The organism is Nocardioides alcanivorans, assembly GCF_021555175.1.
Classification (GTDB): domain Bacteria; phylum Actinomycetota; class Actinomycetes; order Propionibacteriales; family Nocardioidaceae; genus Nocardioides; species Nocardioides alcanivorans.
The window spans coordinates 149,115-165,385 of record NZ_JAKGRW010000054.1 but is presented as its reverse complement, the minus strand read 5'-3'; the positions used below and the strand labels follow the sequence as shown (position 1 = coordinate 165,385).

At 64.9% G+C, this 16,271-nt stretch carries 17 protein-coding genes; 13 read left to right on the top strand and 4 right to left on the bottom strand.

The window, feature by feature from the left end:
- Positions 1–1,428: heavy metal translocating P-type ATPase (locus tag L1066_RS23560; protein ID WP_235738779.1), on the bottom strand; the 1,428-nt coding region annotated here is incomplete at its 3' end.
- Positions 1,425–1,799, bottom strand: a complete 375-nt coding sequence (gene cmtR / locus L1066_RS23555; protein WP_235737733.1) for a Cd(II)/Pb(II)-sensing metalloregulatory transcriptional regulator CmtR — start codon at positions 1,797–1,799, stop codon at positions 1,425–1,427. The genes cmtR and L1066_RS23560, both read right to left, overlap by 4 nt.
- Positions 1,800–1,891: 92 nt before the next feature.
- Between cmtR and L1066_RS23550 the strand changes: the two genes are divergently transcribed.
- From L1066_RS23550 to L1066_RS23500, 11 genes are all read left to right on the top strand, one after another.
- Complete coding sequence (locus L1066_RS23550) at positions 1,892–2,182, top strand: DUF6112 family protein (RefSeq protein ID WP_312008661.1); 291 nt, start codon at positions 1,892–1,894, stop codon at positions 2,180–2,182.
- A gap of 102 nt (positions 2,183–2,284) precedes the next feature.
- The gene (locus L1066_RS23545; protein WP_067430786.1) at positions 2,285–2,557 is read left to right on the top strand and encodes a DUF6112 family protein; all 273 of its coding nucleotides are present in this window, start codon (positions 2,285–2,287) and stop codon (positions 2,555–2,557) included.
- A gap of 49 nt (positions 2,558–2,606) precedes the next feature.
- A complete protein-coding gene (locus L1066_RS23540) occupies positions 2,607–3,866 on the top strand; it encodes a TrbL/VirB6 family protein (RefSeq protein ID WP_235738777.1) in 1,260 nt (419 codons plus the stop codon).
- On the top strand, positions 3,863–5,332 hold the full coding sequence (locus tag L1066_RS23535; RefSeq protein WP_235738776.1) for an SCO6880 family protein: 1,470 nt from the start codon (positions 3,863–3,865) through the stop codon (positions 5,330–5,332). The genes L1066_RS23540 and L1066_RS23535 overlap by 4 nt, the downstream gene beginning before the upstream one ends.
- Before the next feature lie 57 nt (positions 5,333–5,389).
- Positions 5,390–5,785, top strand: a complete 396-nt coding sequence (locus tag L1066_RS23530) for a hypothetical protein (protein WP_235738775.1) — start codon at positions 5,390–5,392, stop codon at positions 5,783–5,785.
- Positions 5,782–7,311, top strand: a complete 1,530-nt coding sequence (locus L1066_RS23525) for a putative type IV secretion/conjugal transfer ATPase (protein WP_376707726.1) — start codon at positions 5,782–5,784, stop codon at positions 7,309–7,311. Before L1066_RS23530 ends, L1066_RS23525 begins: the two co-directional genes overlap by 4 nt.
- 7 nt (positions 7,312–7,318) lie before the next feature.
- Positions 7,319–8,425, top strand: a complete 1,107-nt coding sequence (locus tag L1066_RS23520; RefSeq protein ID WP_235738774.1) for an ArdC family protein — start codon at positions 7,319–7,321, stop codon at positions 8,423–8,425.
- On the top strand, positions 8,422–9,027 hold the full coding sequence (locus L1066_RS23515; protein WP_235738773.1) for a hypothetical protein: 606 nt from the start codon (positions 8,422–8,424) through the stop codon (positions 9,025–9,027). The genes L1066_RS23520 and L1066_RS23515 overlap by 4 nt, the downstream gene beginning before the upstream one ends.
- On the top strand, positions 9,024–9,761 hold the full coding sequence (locus tag L1066_RS23510) for a type IV secretory system conjugative DNA transfer family protein (RefSeq protein WP_235738772.1): 738 nt from the start codon (positions 9,024–9,026) through the stop codon (positions 9,759–9,761). Before L1066_RS23515 ends, L1066_RS23510 begins: the two co-directional genes overlap by 4 nt.
- Positions 9,762–9,766: 5 nt before the next feature.
- Positions 9,767–10,792, top strand: a complete 1,026-nt coding sequence (locus L1066_RS23505) for a type IV secretory system conjugative DNA transfer family protein (protein WP_235738771.1) — start codon at positions 9,767–9,769, stop codon at positions 10,790–10,792.
- Between the two features lie 184 nt (positions 10,793–10,976).
- Positions 10,977–11,768: an abortive infection system antitoxin AbiGi family protein gene (locus L1066_RS23500; RefSeq protein ID WP_235738770.1), complete on the top strand. Its 792-nt coding sequence runs from the start codon at positions 10,977–10,979 to the stop codon at positions 11,766–11,768.
- Between the two features lie 108 nt (positions 11,769–11,876).
- Here the strand turns inward: L1066_RS23500 and L1066_RS23495 are convergent, their stop codons facing one another.
- Both L1066_RS23495 and L1066_RS23490 read right to left on the bottom strand, forming a co-directional pair.
- On the bottom strand, positions 11,877–13,049 hold the full coding sequence (locus L1066_RS23495; protein ID WP_235738769.1) for a hypothetical protein: 1,173 nt from the start codon (positions 13,047–13,049) through the stop codon (positions 11,877–11,879).
- A gap of 188 nt (positions 13,050–13,237) precedes the next feature.
- Complete coding sequence (locus L1066_RS23490; protein WP_235738768.1) at positions 13,238–14,668, bottom strand: hypothetical protein; 1,431 nt, start codon at positions 14,666–14,668, stop codon at positions 13,238–13,240.
- A 414-nt stretch (positions 14,669–15,082) separates the two neighbouring features.
- Between L1066_RS23490 and L1066_RS23485 the strand changes: the two genes are divergently transcribed.
- Both L1066_RS23485 and L1066_RS23480 read left to right on the top strand, forming a co-directional pair.
- The gene (locus L1066_RS23485) at positions 15,083–15,523 is read left to right on the top strand and encodes a single-stranded DNA-binding protein (RefSeq protein ID WP_235738767.1); all 441 of its coding nucleotides are present in this window, start codon (positions 15,083–15,085) and stop codon (positions 15,521–15,523) included.
- 42 nt (positions 15,524–15,565) lie between these two features.
- Positions 15,566–16,066: a hypothetical protein gene (locus tag L1066_RS23480; protein WP_312008655.1), complete on the top strand. Its 501-nt coding sequence runs from the start codon at positions 15,566–15,568 to the stop codon at positions 16,064–16,066.
- Positions 16,067–16,271: the final 205 nt, after the last annotated feature.

Sequence of the window (16,271 nt, the reverse complement as noted above, 5' to 3'; positions counted from 1 at the left end):
CACCTCGATACCCTGACGGTTCAATGTCGCGACGACCTCGGGGACCTCAGGACGTAGTTCGTCGCGGACCCCGATGACACCGGCGACCAGGCCGTCGATGGTGACCAGCACGCAGGTCTGTCCATCAGACTCCAGGCTCTGCACTCTGGCAGCGAGCGGTCCTGGGTCGATCCAGCGGGGGCTGCCCACCGTTACTCGGTGTCCGTCGACGATCCCGGAGATGCCGTGGCCGGCTTCCTCGGACACATCTTGTGCCATCAGCACCGCGTCGGCAGCGGTGGTGATGGCCGTCGCGAGAGGGTGGGTGCTGTGCCGTTCGACGGCAGCCGCGTACGCGAGCAACGTGTCCTCGCTCGTGCCTGCAGTGGGGATGACCGTGGTCACGGTCGGCTGGTTGCGGGTGAGGGTTCCGGTCTTGTCCACCGCGAGGTGTCGGATGCCGCCGAGTCGCTCGAACGCGGCGCCACTCTTGATGATCACGCCGAACTTGCTCGCCGCGCCGATCGCGGAGATGACCGTGACAGGCACGGCGATTGCTAGCGCACAGGGGCTGGCCGCGACAAGGACGACCAGCGCGCGGGTGATCCAGAGTTCCGGGTCGCCGAACAGCGATCCGATCGCACCGACGAGGACCGCGAGGATCATGACCCCTGGCACGAGCGGGCGGGCGATTCTGTCGGCAACCCGTGCCCGGTCGCCCTTCTCGGTCTGGGCCTGCTCCACCAGTTCCACGATCGTGGTCAGTGAGTTGTCCGTGCCAGCTGCGGTCGTTTCGACCTCCAGCACGCCAGCGGTATTGATCGCGCCTGCCGAGATCTCATCGCCGGGTTCGACCTCAACCGGGATCGACTCGCCTGTGATCGCCGACGTGTCCAGGCTCGACCGCCCCGCGCGGACGACTCCGTCGGTCGCTACGCGTTCCCCGGGCCCGACCACCATCACTTGCCCGACCAGGATCTCTCTCACCGGCACCTCGCCCATGCTGCCGTCGCGGACTACGGTCGCGGTCTCGGGCACCAGTTTCAGCAAAGCCCGCAGGCCACCGCGGGCACGGTCCATCGCCTTGTCTTCCAACGCTTCCGCGATCGAGTACAAGAACGCCAACGCGGCAGCCTCCTCGACATAGCCGAGAAGAACCGCGCCCACCGCGCTGATCGTCATCAGCAGAGCGATCCCGAGTTTGCGCTTGATCAGGTTTCGGATCGCGCCGGGTACGAACGTGTACGCACCCAGCAACAGGCCGAGCCAGAACATCAACGATGCCGCTGTCTCCAGCGATGACCACTCCAGAGCCAGCCCCACGACGAACGCGATACCCGAGAAGATCGGGATCAGCAGGCCCCGGTCCCGCCACCACGGACGCGCCGGATCTTCAGCCCCATCCACTGCGGGAGTGGACGGCTCGTCACACCCGCACGCCGCGCTCACGAGACGTCCTCCGATGACGGAACCTCAGCCTCGCAGCAACCAAGCACGGTGCAGCCCGGGTCCATACAAGGCACGTTCTCATCCACTGCCAACGTGACGTCGACAAGCGCTGTCAGTGCAGCGCTCAGATGCGGATCAGCGATCTCATACCGAGTCTGCCGCCCCTCGGGCTCGGAAACCACGATCCCGCATCCCCGCAGACACGTCAGATGGTTCGACACGTTCGTCCGCGTCAACTCCAACTCCCGCGCCAACTTCGCCGGGTACCCCGGCGAGCCCAGCAACGACAACAAGATCCGCGACCTCGTCGGATCAGCCATCGCCCGGCCCAACCGATTCATCACATCAACACGGGAAGCAATAGTCAGCATGCGGTGACCATACAGCACCTGCTGACCTATTGGCTCAAGGCTTGCCTCAGTCGCCATTCGACTGACCGACACCCTCGCCGCACCTACCGAGCATGACAACAATTGATGTGATGGCGCGAGCTGTCGGCCCTGACTTCGGGGCCGTGGGCGGTGCTGCTGACATGCGCAAGGTCATCGGCGCACTGCTGACCTATGGGCTGCTGTTCGCGTGCCTGATGCTGATCGTCTCTGCCGCGGCCTGGGCCATCGCATCGTCAAACGGCAGCTGGCAGTCCGCCTCGAAAGCGAAAGCCGGAGTCTTTGTCGCCCTCGGCGGAGCCGCGCTGACTGGTGGGGCTCTCGCCTGGGCGAACTGGCTCCTCGACGTCGGCGCCGCGCTCTGACCTGCGCGCGTGTGCGCACCTCTCGAACAGGTACATCCAGCGACTTCAGGAGGAATCGTGTTTCACCTTGAGCTACTTCCCGCCCTTGCTCAGGTTCTGCCGATGGACATCACCATCGACCCGAACTCCAACGGCCTGCCCGGCATCGGACAGCTCCGCAAGATCGTCGGCGCGTCTATGACCGTCGGCCTGATCCTGGCCGTCCTTGCCTTGATCATCTCGGCCGTCGTGTGGGCGATGGGCTCGAACTCGTCCAACCCCCACCTGGCCGGCCGCGGCAAGTTGGGGGTTGTCATCGCCCTCGGCGCCGCGATCGTGACCGGCGCATCTGTCGCGCTGGTCAACTTCTTCTGGAACGTCGGCCAAGCGGTCTGAACTTCAGCAAGCGACGGGAGCAACGGCGATGGGTGTCTGCGATCTACCGGTGGTCTCCACCGTGTGCGACAAGGCCGGTGATGCGGCCGCGAGTCTGGTGACCGCACCGTTCGACTGGCTCGCCGAGGGTATGGGCAACGCAGCTGAGTGGATGTTTGAGTCGGTCTGGTCCGTCTTCGACTCCACCACCTCGGTCGACATCACCAGCGACGAATACATGAAGGTCTACAACATCCTGTTCGGCGTCGCGGTGTTCGTAATGCTCGGCTTCTTCATGCTCCAGGTCATAGGCGGCATGATCCGACGAGAACCAGCCGCCCTGACAAGAGCCGCGACCGGCTTGGCCAAATCGATCCTCGGGTCCTTCGTCGCCATCACACTCCTAGCGTTGGCACTGGAGATCACCGACCAACTCACCATCGGGATAGTCAACGCCGCCGGCACCAACATGGACGAGATGGGCGACCGCATCGCGCTGCTCGCTGTCGGCATCGGCGGACTCAGCCTCAAAGCACCAGGAGCCGCCGCGATCCTGACGATCTTCCTCGCCGGCATGGCGATCAGTGCAGCGGTGATCGTATGGATCAGTCTGTTGGTCCGCAAAGCACTCCTGCTGGTCGCCATCGTGTTCGCACCCATCGCCCTGGCCGGCGCCTCCTGGGACCAGACCCGCGGCTGGATCGGCAAGTGGGCAACATTCGTGATCGCGCTGATCTTGTCCAAACTCGTGCTCGTCGTGATCTTCCTGCTCGCGACCGCCCAGGTATCCGCACCGATCGATGCCGACCTGCAATCGGTGAGTGAACCGATCGCTGGCGTCGTGCTGATGCTCATGGCCGGGTTCGCGCCCTACATGACCTACAAGGCGATCAGCTTCATGGGCTTCGACATGTACCACGCAATGTCAGCCGAACAGGAGACCAAGTCCGCCATGAACCGGCCACTGCCGATCCCGTCGGGCGGCGGAGCAGGTGGCAGCGTGCCGAAGATCCTCGGCGGGGGCAACGGTGGTGGTGGAGCTGGTGGCTCAGGCAGCGGTCCGACCCCGGCCGCCGCACCCAACGCTGGAAGTTCAGGTGGCGCGGGATCTGGTGGGGGCGGTGCTGCCGCGGGCGGTCCGGTCGCAGCAGGTGCTGTGGTGGCCAAGGAAGCCGCGAGCGCTGGGCCCAAGTTGGGCAACTTCGTCTCCAGCCAAGCCGATCAGGCCGCTGCTCCGACCGGCGCTTCCGGGACGGTTCCAGCCCACACCGCAGATCCCACTCCCCCGATGTCGACTCGCGGATCCAATAGTTCCGGAGGCAAGTCATGAACGCCGCTACCTCCTCGAAGCCCGGTGACTACGAACTCCAGCCGGTGAAGTTCTCCCGCCTCTCCCGGCGCGGTGTCCTGTTCGGGTTGACCGCCTCCCAACTCGTCGTCGTCGGGATCGGCGCCGTCAACCTCGTGTTCTCCCTGTACGTCGGCGGCGGAGCAAGCCTGATCGTCGCCTTCCCCGTCATTCTCTTTTGCGCTGCGCTCGCGTTTGTCGGAGTCGGTGGCCGCAAGCTCATCCAGTGGCTCCCTATCGCTGCCGTCTGGTTGTGGCGATCCACCGGCGGCCAACTCATCTACCGGCGACGGGTCGTAGCTCCACGACCTGTCGGCACGCTCGCATTGCCCGGTGATACCGCCCGCTTGCGGCAATGGCTCGATCCCGAGACCGGCGCCGTGATGGTGCACGACCCGCACCGCAACACCCTGACCGCGATCGTCGCGGTCGCGCACCCGGCATTCATCCTGCTCGACCCCCTCGAACAACAACGCCGCGTCACCGGGTGGGGACGAGTCCTGGCCACCGCATGCCGCTCCGGACGCATCGCATCGCTGCAGATCATGGAGCGGACCCTGCCCGACTCCGGGAAGGGACTGGCCGAGTGGTGGAACCAGCACGGCACCGGGGACGACTCCTTTGCCGCGACGACGTACGGCGAACTCATCGACCGCGCCGGACCCGCCGGCGAGCGCCACGCCTCCACCATCTCCCTGTCCCTGGACCTCAAGACCGCCGGCCGGGCCATCCGAGCCGCAGGAGGGGGCAACCGAGGATCTGCCGCCGTGCTGCGACAAGAGATGTCGACCATCGTGGCCGCCCTTCGCTCTGCTGACCTCTCCCCGTCGGACTGGCTCGAACCCGGCGACCTGGCCGTGATCCTGCGCGGCGCCTACGACCCCGACGTCGGAGCTGCGCTGGAGCGACACGGCGACGTCGGGCGCGATCTGGCCACAGCCGGCCCCGTTGCTGTCACCGAAAGCTGGTCGTCACTGCGGTCAGACTCCGCACACCACTGCGTGCTGTGGATCAGCGAATGGCCCAGGTCGCTGGTGTTTCCGGGCTTCCTCGCCCCTGTGCTGCTGTCGTCGGGGATCCGACGGACCTTCACCCTGCTCTACACCCCGATGCGCACCGACCAAGCCGCCCGCGATATTCGAAAGAAGAAGACCGAGTACGTCTCCGATGCAGCGCAACGCCAACGGATCGGGCAGATCGAAGACGCGCAACACAACGCCGAGTACAACGACGTCCTGCAGCAGGAAGCCGACCTCACCGCCGGCCACGGCATCCTCCGCTTCACCGGGCTGATCGCCATCACCGCAGGCGACCCCGACGAACTCGAAAGAGCCATCGCCGACATCGAACAAGCAGCCACCCAAGCATCCTGCGAAACCCGACGGCTCTGGGGCCAACAGGCACAAGCGTTCAGCGCCGCTGCGCTGCCGCTGTGCCGCAGCATCTGACCCGGGCAGCCGTACACACCTCGTTGGTGACCATCCCCGACACCTCTGGAGCACACCATGCCGACGTTCGAAGACCCCGCCGCCGATGCCACCGAAGCTGAGCAAGCGTTGCGCGGTCTCGCCCACGCCACCCGACGCATCGAAGACCCGTCGCAGATCTACGGCGTGCTCGGGTCCGTGTCGCAGGCCATCGCATCGTTGAGCCAAGCCCTGCATCAAATCGGCTCGTTTCATGACGAGCATGGAGCACGCGCAGACGCGACGGTCATCGATCCGCGACAGACCGGCGCTGCCTATCGCGTCTCGTGGGACCTGCACCGCGCCGCGGAGATGCTGACCAGCGTCGGCAAGTCCATCGACAGCGCGCACGCGTCCGAGGCGACGATTGTCTACCAGCCCCGCCACCTCGAAGCACCGGGTCGCGGGCACACCGCCAACGCGGTGTCGCTGTGATCGACCGGGACGGATCGCGACTACACAGCTCGGTTCTCGTTGCTCCGAAGCGGGAACGACGTCGCGACCGCAAGGCCCGCAAGCTCGCGGCACGTGGCTTGCTGGCACGTGACCGATCGGAGCAGAAGTCGGCGGCGAAGTCCAAGTCCGATGCTCTGGTCGCCGAACGGAAGGCGACGGTCTTGCTCCCCAAGGCTGGCGAACCGGGACCGGCGGCGTTGCGCTCACCCGGTCGACTGCGGCTACCCCGCCACCAGGACACGTCGGCCACCCTTGCCGGGGCTTACCCGTTTCTGGCCGAGGGCGGGCTCGGCAGCGACGGTGTCTTCGTCGGCCAAGACCTCTACTCAGGGTCCTCATTCGTCTACGACCCGTGGGTGCTCTACGCCCGCGGCCTCATCACCGCACCCAACGTCGTGCTGGCCGGGATCGTCGGCTCAGGCAAGTCATCGCTGGCCAAGAGCCTCTACACGCGCTCGATCCCGTTCGGGCGTCGTGTCTACATCCCCGGCGACCCGAAGGGTGAACATACTGCCGTCGCCGAAGCCGTGGGCGGTCGGGCCATCGCGCTCGGCCACGGGATGGCCACGAGGTTGAACCCGCTCGACGAAGGACACCGCCCGGGCGGCATCGACGACGCTCAATGGCTCGCGCAGGTCACTGCCCGTCGACGCGACCTACTCGGGGCGCTGGCCGAGACCGTGCTTGATCGGCGGCTCTCACCGTTGGAGCACACCGCGATCGACATCGCGCTGGCCGACGTCGTACGCACCGCAGAAGTGCCGGTGTTGCCACTGGTCGTCGACCGACTCTTGGAGCCCGACCCGGCCACGAAGCCCGACGGCAGGTTGGCCGAAGACGGACGCCTTCCCGGCCACGCCCTGCGCCGGTTGGTTGCCGGCGACCTCGCCGGGCTGTTCGATGGCCCCTCGACCGTGCGGTTCGATCCGACGCTGCCGATGATCTCCCTTGACCTCTCGCGCGTCACCGAGAACGCAACCCTGGTCTCGGTGCTGATGACGTGCGCGTCGGCGTGGATGGAGTCCGCGCTCCTGGACCCCAACGGCGGACAACGCTGGGTCGTGTACGACGAAGCGTGGCGGCTCATGTCGCACCCCGCGCTGCTGCGACGCATGGACGCCCACTGGCGCCTCGCACGCCATTACGGGATCGCGAACATGCTGGTCTTCCACAAGCTGTCCGACCTCGAAAACGTGGGCGACTCCGGCTCCGCGATGCGAGCCTTGGCGTCCTCGTTGCTGGCGAACGCTGAAACACGGGTGGTGTACCGCCAGGAATCCGACCAACTCGGCAGCACTGCATCTGCCCTGGGCCTCACCGGCACCGAGCAATCACTGCTGCCCACGCTCGGCACTGGGCAGGGCCTGTGGCGGATCAAGCACCGCTCGTTCGTTGTGCAACATCAGCTACATCCCGCCGAGCTGAAATTGTTCGACACCGCTGGCCGAATGACCGTCGCCCCGAACGCTGCTGCGCACCTGACTGAAGACACGTCAGGGAGGTGAGTTGGCCATGCGGCACCAGACACGCGAAGCGCAGGAAGCCCGGGAAGCAAAGCTCGACGCCCTCCACACGAAACTGACCGAATCGGTCGGCGCACTGGTCAGCGGTGAGGACTGGCGCCGAGCGTTGGAGTTCTCTGCCCGTTTCCGTTCCCGGTCGTTCAACAACGTCATGCTGATCTACATCCAGCACAACGAAGCGTTCCAGCTCGGGCGCGTGCCGGCGCCGACTCCGACGTACGTCGCGGGGTTCAAGCAGTGGCAGACGCTTGGGCGCCAGGTGATGAAGGGCCAATCCGGGTACGGGATCCTCGCCCCAGTCACCGCCCGGTTCGCCTCCCGCACCCCGAACAACAGCGACTCGTGGCGCCGCCTCGGCCGCGGCGAACGCCCCCAGCCGGGTGAGGTCGCGCGAACGAAGATGGTCGGGCTGCGGCCAGCGTATGTGTGGGACGTCTCCCAGACCGATGGCGATCCGTTGCCCACACAGCCGGCGCCGACACTGTTGTCTGGTCATGCGCCAGCGGGACTGTGGGAAGGACTCGCAGCCCAGGTCGAAGCCCTCGGGTTCACGCTTCAGCAGGTCCCTGATGCTGCGGCGATCGGGGGCGCGAATGGGCTCACTGACTTCTCCACCCGGCAGGTGTCCGTGCGTGCCGACATGGAAGATTCTGCACGGGTCAAGACGTTGGCTCACGAGCTCGGGCACGTCATGCTCCACTCCCCTGACATTCGTGGTGCTACCGACGGGGCAGCCGTCGATGCCATCCTGCACCGCGGGATCGCTGAGGTCGAGGCCGAGTCCGTGGCTCTCATGATCGGCGCCGCTCACGGACTCGACACCAGCTCCTATACCGTCCCGTACGTGTCGAGTTGGGCCAGCAGCGTCCCCGGCTCCGATCCCGTCGAGGTCGTGCAAGCCACTGCAGAGCGGGTCCGTACGACGTCCCTGCTGGTGCTCGACCAACTCGACACCGCACAAGTCGGCGACGGCGACCCTCCCGGACTCGTCCGGGAAACGGCGCAGCGCCAGGCACCCGCCCGACAGGGTCCGGCTCGCGGCGTAGATGCATCTGAACCACGTCCGGTCGTCGCGCAACAGGTGGTTGGGATATGAGCCTGCACAACCCAGCGACCGCGTACCGGCGATCCACCAACAGGCCGCGGGTCCCCGTCGTCCTGCCGTTGGTCCGCATCGACGTAGACCAGGACGGTCTGCTCGACGTCACGGTCGACGATCTCCCGTACCCCAGCCGGGACACCGGCGGAGAGTCTCAGATGTCTCGTGCTGGACTCCGGCCGCTGCTTGACCAGGTCGCAACCGAGCACGATTCCGCACTGCGGGTCGAGATCCACGAACCTGACGGCAAGGTGTTCACCGACTTCCACACCCCCGAAACAGCACCCATCGACCGAGCACACGGTCTTGTCGTCTCACCGTCGCCGCACGCGCAGGACGTAACGGCTCGACGTACGACGTTGTCGGCCCAGCTCAGGTCAGGCGAGGTGACTGGTACCGGATTCGCAGACGGCGAGGAGATCACGATCGCGGTCGTGATCTATCGCAATCGGGCCAAGGCGGACGGAACCATAGAGCTGAACCTGCCCGTCGCGCTTCTCGAACGACACGGTGCTCACGTGGTGTTGATCGGCGCTATCTCCGGAGCCGTCAACGTCACACCACCCAAAGCACCCTCGTCGGGCCGCGAGGCGTCATGAACGGCGGCGCGCGACCAATTGACGACACCCTGGTCAACCTTGCGCTCATCGCGATCGCAGGACTCGGCGTGGCGGCCGCGGTCCTGCGGCTCGCCGCCACCGTGGCTGCATGGGTGATCGGTGCTGAACAACCCGATGCTGGCTGGTCGGCAGGCTTCCGTGTCCTCGGCCATCCAAGCGATCCCGGCCGAGCCCTCGGAGCCGAGATCTCCGCGTGGTCCTACTGGACCGTACTCGTCCTCATGCTCGCCGTCGGCTCGACGTGCGCAATCGTGGTGTCGCGCCGCATCGCGGCCCTTCGACACACGTCACAGCATGACCCACGCCGGCTGATCGGGACCGCTACCCGCCACGACGTCGTGAACACGGCATCGAAGAAGGCCCTCCTACGACGCAGTTCGACGCTGCGACCGAGCCTCGACCACGCAGTCGCTGGCGACGTGGGCTATCTGCTCGGGCGAACTCGAGGCATGGAGATCTGGGCCTCAGTCGAAGACTCGATCCTGGTGCTCGGCCCACCCCGTTCTGGCAAGGGCCTGCATGTGGTCATCAACGCCATCCTCGATGCCCCCGGCGCAGTCGTGACCACAGCAACCCGACCCGACAACGTCGCCGCCACCATCACCGCTCGCCATGAACACGGCCCCGTGGCCGTGTTCGACCCCAACGTCTGGCCGAAGGACTCCCCGCCGGGCTGCGCTGGTCGCCAGTCCGAGGCTGTGAAGACCCGCTGACCGCGATGATCCGGGCCACCGGCCTTGCCTCAGCTACGGGCCTATCCGCCGGTGGCGTCGAGTCCGGCGGGTTCTGGGAAGGCAAGACCCGCACCGCACTCCAAGCACTGCTGCACGCAGCGGCACTCGATCACCGAAGCCCGGCCGAACTGTTTGCCTGGACGCTGTCACCGTCTTCCGCGGCAGATGCCGTGGCGATCCTGGCTTCCCACTCGGGCGCCGCGACCGGGTGGGGAGAGTCCCTGGACTCGATGATCCATGCCGACGCCCGAACCCGCGACTCCATTTGGATGGGCGTCTCTCTCGCACTGTCCTGCCTGGCCGACCCCCGCGTGCTCGACGCCGTCACCCCACGAGCCGGCGAACAATTCGACCCAACTGAGTTCCTCACGGGGAGCGGCACCCTCTACCTGCTGGCCACCGGCGCCGGCGCTGGTGCCTCGTGGTCACTGGTCGCCGCGTTCATCGAAGACCTCGTCGAGACCGCGCGACGACTCGCGGCCCAATCCCCAGGCGCACGCCTCGATCCACCGCTGCTGCTGGCGCTCGACGAGATCGGCAACCTCTCCCCGCTCCCGTCGCTGCCGGTACTCATGGCCGAAGGCGGCGGCACCGGAATCACCACGATGCCCGTCCTTCAATCCCTGTCCCAGGTACGGGACAAATGGGGCGACCACGCCGCCGGCGCCATCTGGGACGCCTCCATCGTCAAGATCATCCTCGGCGGCACATCCTCAGCACGCGACCTCCAGGACCTCTCCGCACTCATCGGCGAACGCGACGAAAAGACTGACACCATCTCCATCGGCGACTACGGCTCCCGATCCCTCCAACGTTCGACCCGCCGCGTACCAGTCATGCCTCCGGAGACGGTCCGAACTCTGCCGTTCGGTACTGGTCTCGTCCTGCTGCGCAGTTCGCCGCCGCTGGTCACAGATCTGCGCTCCTGGGCCGCGCGGAAGGACGTATCGCAACTCCGGACCGATCGAACCGCCGTGGAGTCAGCACTGCGGCCGCGGCAAGTGCCATGACCTCCGCACGACCGAACACCGCGTCTCGCTGGTGTTGTGGATCAGCGCAAACTGGCTCAAGGCCCCTGCGTCACTCGCGGAGTGACGCAGTCCGGGGCGCTCACGGTTCGCCGGGCCCGCACTGCAGGACTGTCTTGCACTACCGTGTCGCCATGGTCGAGGTGAACGTGGCGAGGCGATCTGTGTGCTGATTCATCTCACCGCCCAGGCCGAGTTGTTGACCGCAATCCTCAAGGAAGGACAAGTCCAGGCTAAGAATCCGTTCGGGGCCGCCTTCAACGTTGACGTGCTTGCGTCGTCCCAGACCGTGGCCTGCTTCAGCGAGATGGCGGCGTTGAACAGTGTGGCCACCTTGGCAGACCAACACGGTGGGTACGGACTCGGATTCACGAAGGCTTGGATGCAGGCTCAAGGTGCCGCGCCGGTCTGGTACTTGCCCCGTGATAGCGCTGTGCAAACCGAGTTCTTCAATACGGTCCGCGAACTGGCGTTTCACAATCGCCCCGATCCAAGCCATCCGCTCTGGCGAGTCACGCCCTTCGTCGATTACCCGCGCGACGCTGCGCCGAATGAAGTCGCCGCTCCTTATGATTGGCGGTGGGAGCGGGAATGGCGCATCCGGGGCGGCCTCCACTTTCAGCCGGACGACATAGCTCTCTTGTTTGCACCGGAATCTCAACACGCGTGGGCTATCGAACTGTGGAAGCAAGAGACGATCGAAGGGTGGGCTGGCTACATGCCCCCACTTGTCGACACTCACTGGCCTCGCGATCAGCAGGAAACCGTGATCCGGCAAGGTCCAGCAGTCGTCGAGGTCGAATTCCCCGAGTGGACGGAATCGTGGATCGACGGCGCTGACACCGCGCCTTCAGGCGACCTGGGTTCGGCTTGGGATGACGAGCGACGGGACCTTCAGGCGGAGTTGCGCGATGAGCTCAATGGCTGGTTGGACGAAATGGCGCGGGACGATATCTAGCTTTCGGGTCGGCAGCACCGGCCCTCTTCGGCAGTCGTGCCCGCTTCAATCAACTGAGGGGTAGTCAGAAACCGCAATCGTGTCAAGAACGAACGCCCGGCGGCGGCGTCAACGAACCCTCGGAGGGTATGGGTCGCCAGTAGGCCAGTCGTCGTCGAGGTCGAACCAGTCAGCTTGGGTGCGTTCCGGATCGATGAAGGTCGGCATGCCGTTGTCGTAGATGGCGCGCCGCCATAGCGAAAGCTCATCAACCTTGATTTCGGGGTCCGGATGCTCCCAGATGGTGTGCTGCTGTGCGGCGATGGTCGCCGGTCGAAGGAGCGGAACGACGAGCACCGCGGACACGCCTCGGTGTTTGGAGTGGCTGCCAGCTTTCCAGTATCCGTTCGGTTGGCGTTGCTTGAGTTGGGCGCCGCCACTGCCGTCTGAGTCCCAGTGACCGTTTCCGTACAGCAGAGCTGCAATGTCTCCGTCGGTGACTCCCATGCTGCCCGTAGCCACGGCCACAACGAAAGGAGCATCGAGCTCGCCGTACGCCCGGCCCTTGGCTTTCAGCGTCTTCGCGATGCCACCCTCGTCGGTCCAGACCTGATCGTCTTCAGTCATTCGGACGTTGCGAACTGCTGAATCTCCACGCTGCCAGGGAGGCCTGCCCATCGCAGTCAGCTCCAGGAGCCACCCCGAGTCCTCGTAGGACAGCTGGGGCAGTTCCGCCAGGCGAACACTGTCGCTCAGCAGGCAGTCATCGGGGTTCAGAGTTTCGATCCACTCCCGGACCTTGTTTCGAAGAGGGCCCGGCTTCAGGGGATGCTTCGAGTGCTGAACGAGCTTGACCGCGAACCTGAAATTGGGGCTGTCCATCTTGTTCAGAAATTCGTAGACCTGTCCCATGCGGGCCGAACTGGCGGTCGCGACATCGCTTGGTCGAGCGGAGCCCGCCTCCAGGTAAAACGCTCGTTGGCCCTTCTCTGCGAGAAAGTCGACGTGCCTGTCCGAGTTCGGGAGTGTGGGGTGGATAGTCAGCGTGTAACCCATCCGCAGCAGGCTCTCATGCAGGTAGAGCTCGTGGAACGCTCCGTTGAACTGGCGGTCGTCGTCGCTACGCAACCGGCCGCCTAGGTCAAGCTGGTCGGTCTGGTCGACACGCGAGAACCAGGACTCGACAAGGTCGCGGACGTCGTCCCAGAATGCGCCACCGACGCGATCGTAGAACGCGTGCTGGGTCTCGCCGTGCGCTCGCGGTGACGTATCGGTGCGGTCACGCTGGGAGAACAAGGTCACCGGCACATCTCATCATCCTGACTTAGCACGCGCGGCTCGGGGTGGCTCACGTGGAGGCGACGTTGATGCGCTGGCGGGGCCGCACGTGGCAACTCTTGCGTAGACGCGGAAACCGCGAGTACCGGTTGAAGAACAGGGGCTGCTGCGTGACGCCGCTACGCATGGTCAATTGAACGAAACATCGCTCTCTAGTCAGGAAGAACTGCCCGGAGCCACGCATCTAACGACATCGAACTGGCCTTACCTACCCCAACTGCCCAAAAGGACGGCTCGTACGGTGGTCGAGAGTGGAAGCCGTCCTTGCCCGCCCATACCCAGCTACCCGGATCGTAGGTGCTTCCCACGTGAGCAGACGCCTTGCCAACCTCGATATCGATGGTCCAGTCCCCATACGGATCCCCGTCGAATGAGACGGTGACCTCAACACCCTGACGTTCGAACTGCTGCTCAGGTTCACCCTCTGTCGGCCATTCGTCAGGGATTTCACCGAGGTGGAAGCAGAGTGTCTCAACTACTTCCGCCAAGTAGTCATTGGATTCGTCGTAGCCACTTGGAGGCGCATCGTTCACATACGTGTCGAAAGAAGACTCGTAGGCCCATGTGCCGTCTTCCTTCGAGAACTGCAGTTCGGTCGATACTGAAATGTCGGAGAAAATCTCGCTACTTGACTGCACTTCGCCGTTCACGTCGAGCATGTAGTAGTCCACTTCGACGTCGCCAACGAACGTGAAGCGGGCGCGGACAGTGGTCGATTGTGGTCGCGTGCCAACTTCCTCGTCGGTCACGGCCGTGAGCCTGGTCAGTCCAATGACTTCTACAGCTTGAACCACCGCGCCCTCGGGAAGATCTCCGAGGCCGTCCTCCTCTACCGTCAGCAGCCAGAGTGGAATTTCGGAGGATGACTCGTCTCCGTGCACGCCTCCACGCGCGTACTGAGGCAGAACGCTCCGAATGTATCTGCGGAGTTCAACAACGTCCTTGCTAGCGAAACCTCTCGGCTCCAAGCCCTCCAACGAACCCGTGACTTGCTTCTCGGAACCGCTAGCAGGTGCCTTGATTTTCAGGTGCTCGCACACCGCCGTAATGTCCGACAAATTCTCTGATGCGAACACCAACCGCGTAGTGTCGCCGTCCGCCCACTCCACGGCGTCGCGGATCCAGGCGGAGTCTGCCGCACCTGTCTTCACTTCATTCTTCTTAGACCCACCACCCTGTTGAAGTATCTGGTCCCGAAGCGCATCCCGCGCGTTCCTCTCGGAGGCCGGGATCAGAACCAGGTTAGGAACCGTCTGCACCGCTCTTGCCAGCTCGATCGCTATCTTGTCCGCGGTGGATGCCACCGGGGTCGCGATCGCCCCTAACCCACCCTTGAGCATCGCACCATTGGCTTGCCTAGTGGCCGTGAACGCGGCGCTGACCTTCTGCTGTAGATGCTCTGCCCACTCCCACACCACAACCTCTGGAACCCCGACTCGTATGCCAACGCGCTGCGCGCTCGCCGCCAACTGCTTTAGGCGGGGCATGTCCGGATACCCATGCGGGCCGAAGTTGGTGTCGACCACAATGCAGTCGACACCGTCAAAGCTGATGTTCGGCTCATTGGACTTCGCTGCGCCCATCAGTGACTGCGCCTCTTCCGGAGTAAGATCATCAACGTGACTCGGCCAGACTAACGACAGCCAGTCCGGTATATCAGCGTATCCGTTGAGAGGGCCAGGCCCGGCCAGAAACGTGACGAGGACCCACTCCCACTCGTGCGTCTAAGTGGGCCGGAAGGACGTCGATCTCAACCGAATATGTGCCAGGCTCGATTCCGAGAACATCCGTCCAAGTCGCGCCGGACTTGCGTCAATTTGAAGGCCCTCGACGCGCTTGCGCCACAACTGCGTCCTGCCAACCAGTGAACGGTTCCAACATGACTTTGTCGAACGAGTCGACTCTGGCCCGAGCGTCATGCTACGCCGGGAATGGCATACGCACCTGACTTCTGAGCGATCGCCGACCACGGCGTCGCGTGAGGTCAGGAGTCGACGATGACGATCCCAACGCAGATGAGCCTTCATGGCTTCATCGCCACCGCCCCCGAGTTGACGTACGGCAAGAGTGACGTTGCCAGGTTCCGTGCCCGGGTCGGGATCGAGCAGTGGCGCAAGGAACCCGATGGTGCGTTCACCAAGCTCGACCCACAGTTCTGCGACATGGTGCTGTTCAAGTCTTCCGCCGAGCGGGCCTATGCGAGGTTCCGTGTCGGGGACCAGTTCGTCGCCTCCGGTTACGTCCACGAGTACGAATTCGACCGCGACGGCACCACGGTGCAGCGGGAGGAGTTCGTTGCTCGCCGTATCGGGCACGACACCGCCCGCACCCGCTACGACGTCGACCGCCCCGCCCCTGCCGCCGGGCCTGAAACCGCGCCCGCAGCAGGGCGGGAATCCGCCCGCTCGGTGGAGCCGCCTGCCGCGGTCGGACTCTGAGCCATGGCGTCGAAGGCGTCCGACGAGGGGATGCAGCCGTCGTTGCTCGATGACGAACGTCATCCGGTGTTCGACACGTGGGAGACCCTCGACACTCACCAATCGGCTGCGCCTTCAACAGGTAACTCGGAGTGGTCGGAGCCTTCCGAGTCCTCGTCGTCGTTGGCAGAACCGTTGGGGCCGATCAACTGGAACACCATCAGCGCCGACGAGGCCGAAGCCGAATGGCTCGATCTCAACGCATGGGTGAACTGGCTGCGCGGCACCTACGGTCTCGCCCCGAGCTTGCTGCCGCCGATGTGGCACCGACACGATGAACTCGTCTGGGAACTCTCCGCACTGCACCTGCATTGGCTGAACTGCTATGGCCCCGATGCCTCCCCTCGTCGCCGTTGGGATGGCACCGCGACTTCGCTGAGGCTCGCAATCGGTTGCGTGACTGGGTCGCGGCCTGCGGCACGCGGCTGGACCGCGATCGCCCGACCCGGCAGACCACTTGGCCCGGTGAACCCACCTTTAACGGCGGGTCCGAGTCCGAGGTGACCGACCGGGATGCCGACTTCGCCCAGTTCGTCATGGAAGACGTCACCGCCCGCCGCCAGATCGAGGCCCAGGTCGCACGACGGGTGTCCTGAGCACCCGCGCCAGCGCAGGGGTTGTGGACAACGTCTGGTTCTCCACAACCCCGTCAACCACCACGGCCTCGCGAGACCTTCGCGGCGCACGGTGGCGTTCTGCGCACTTGCTC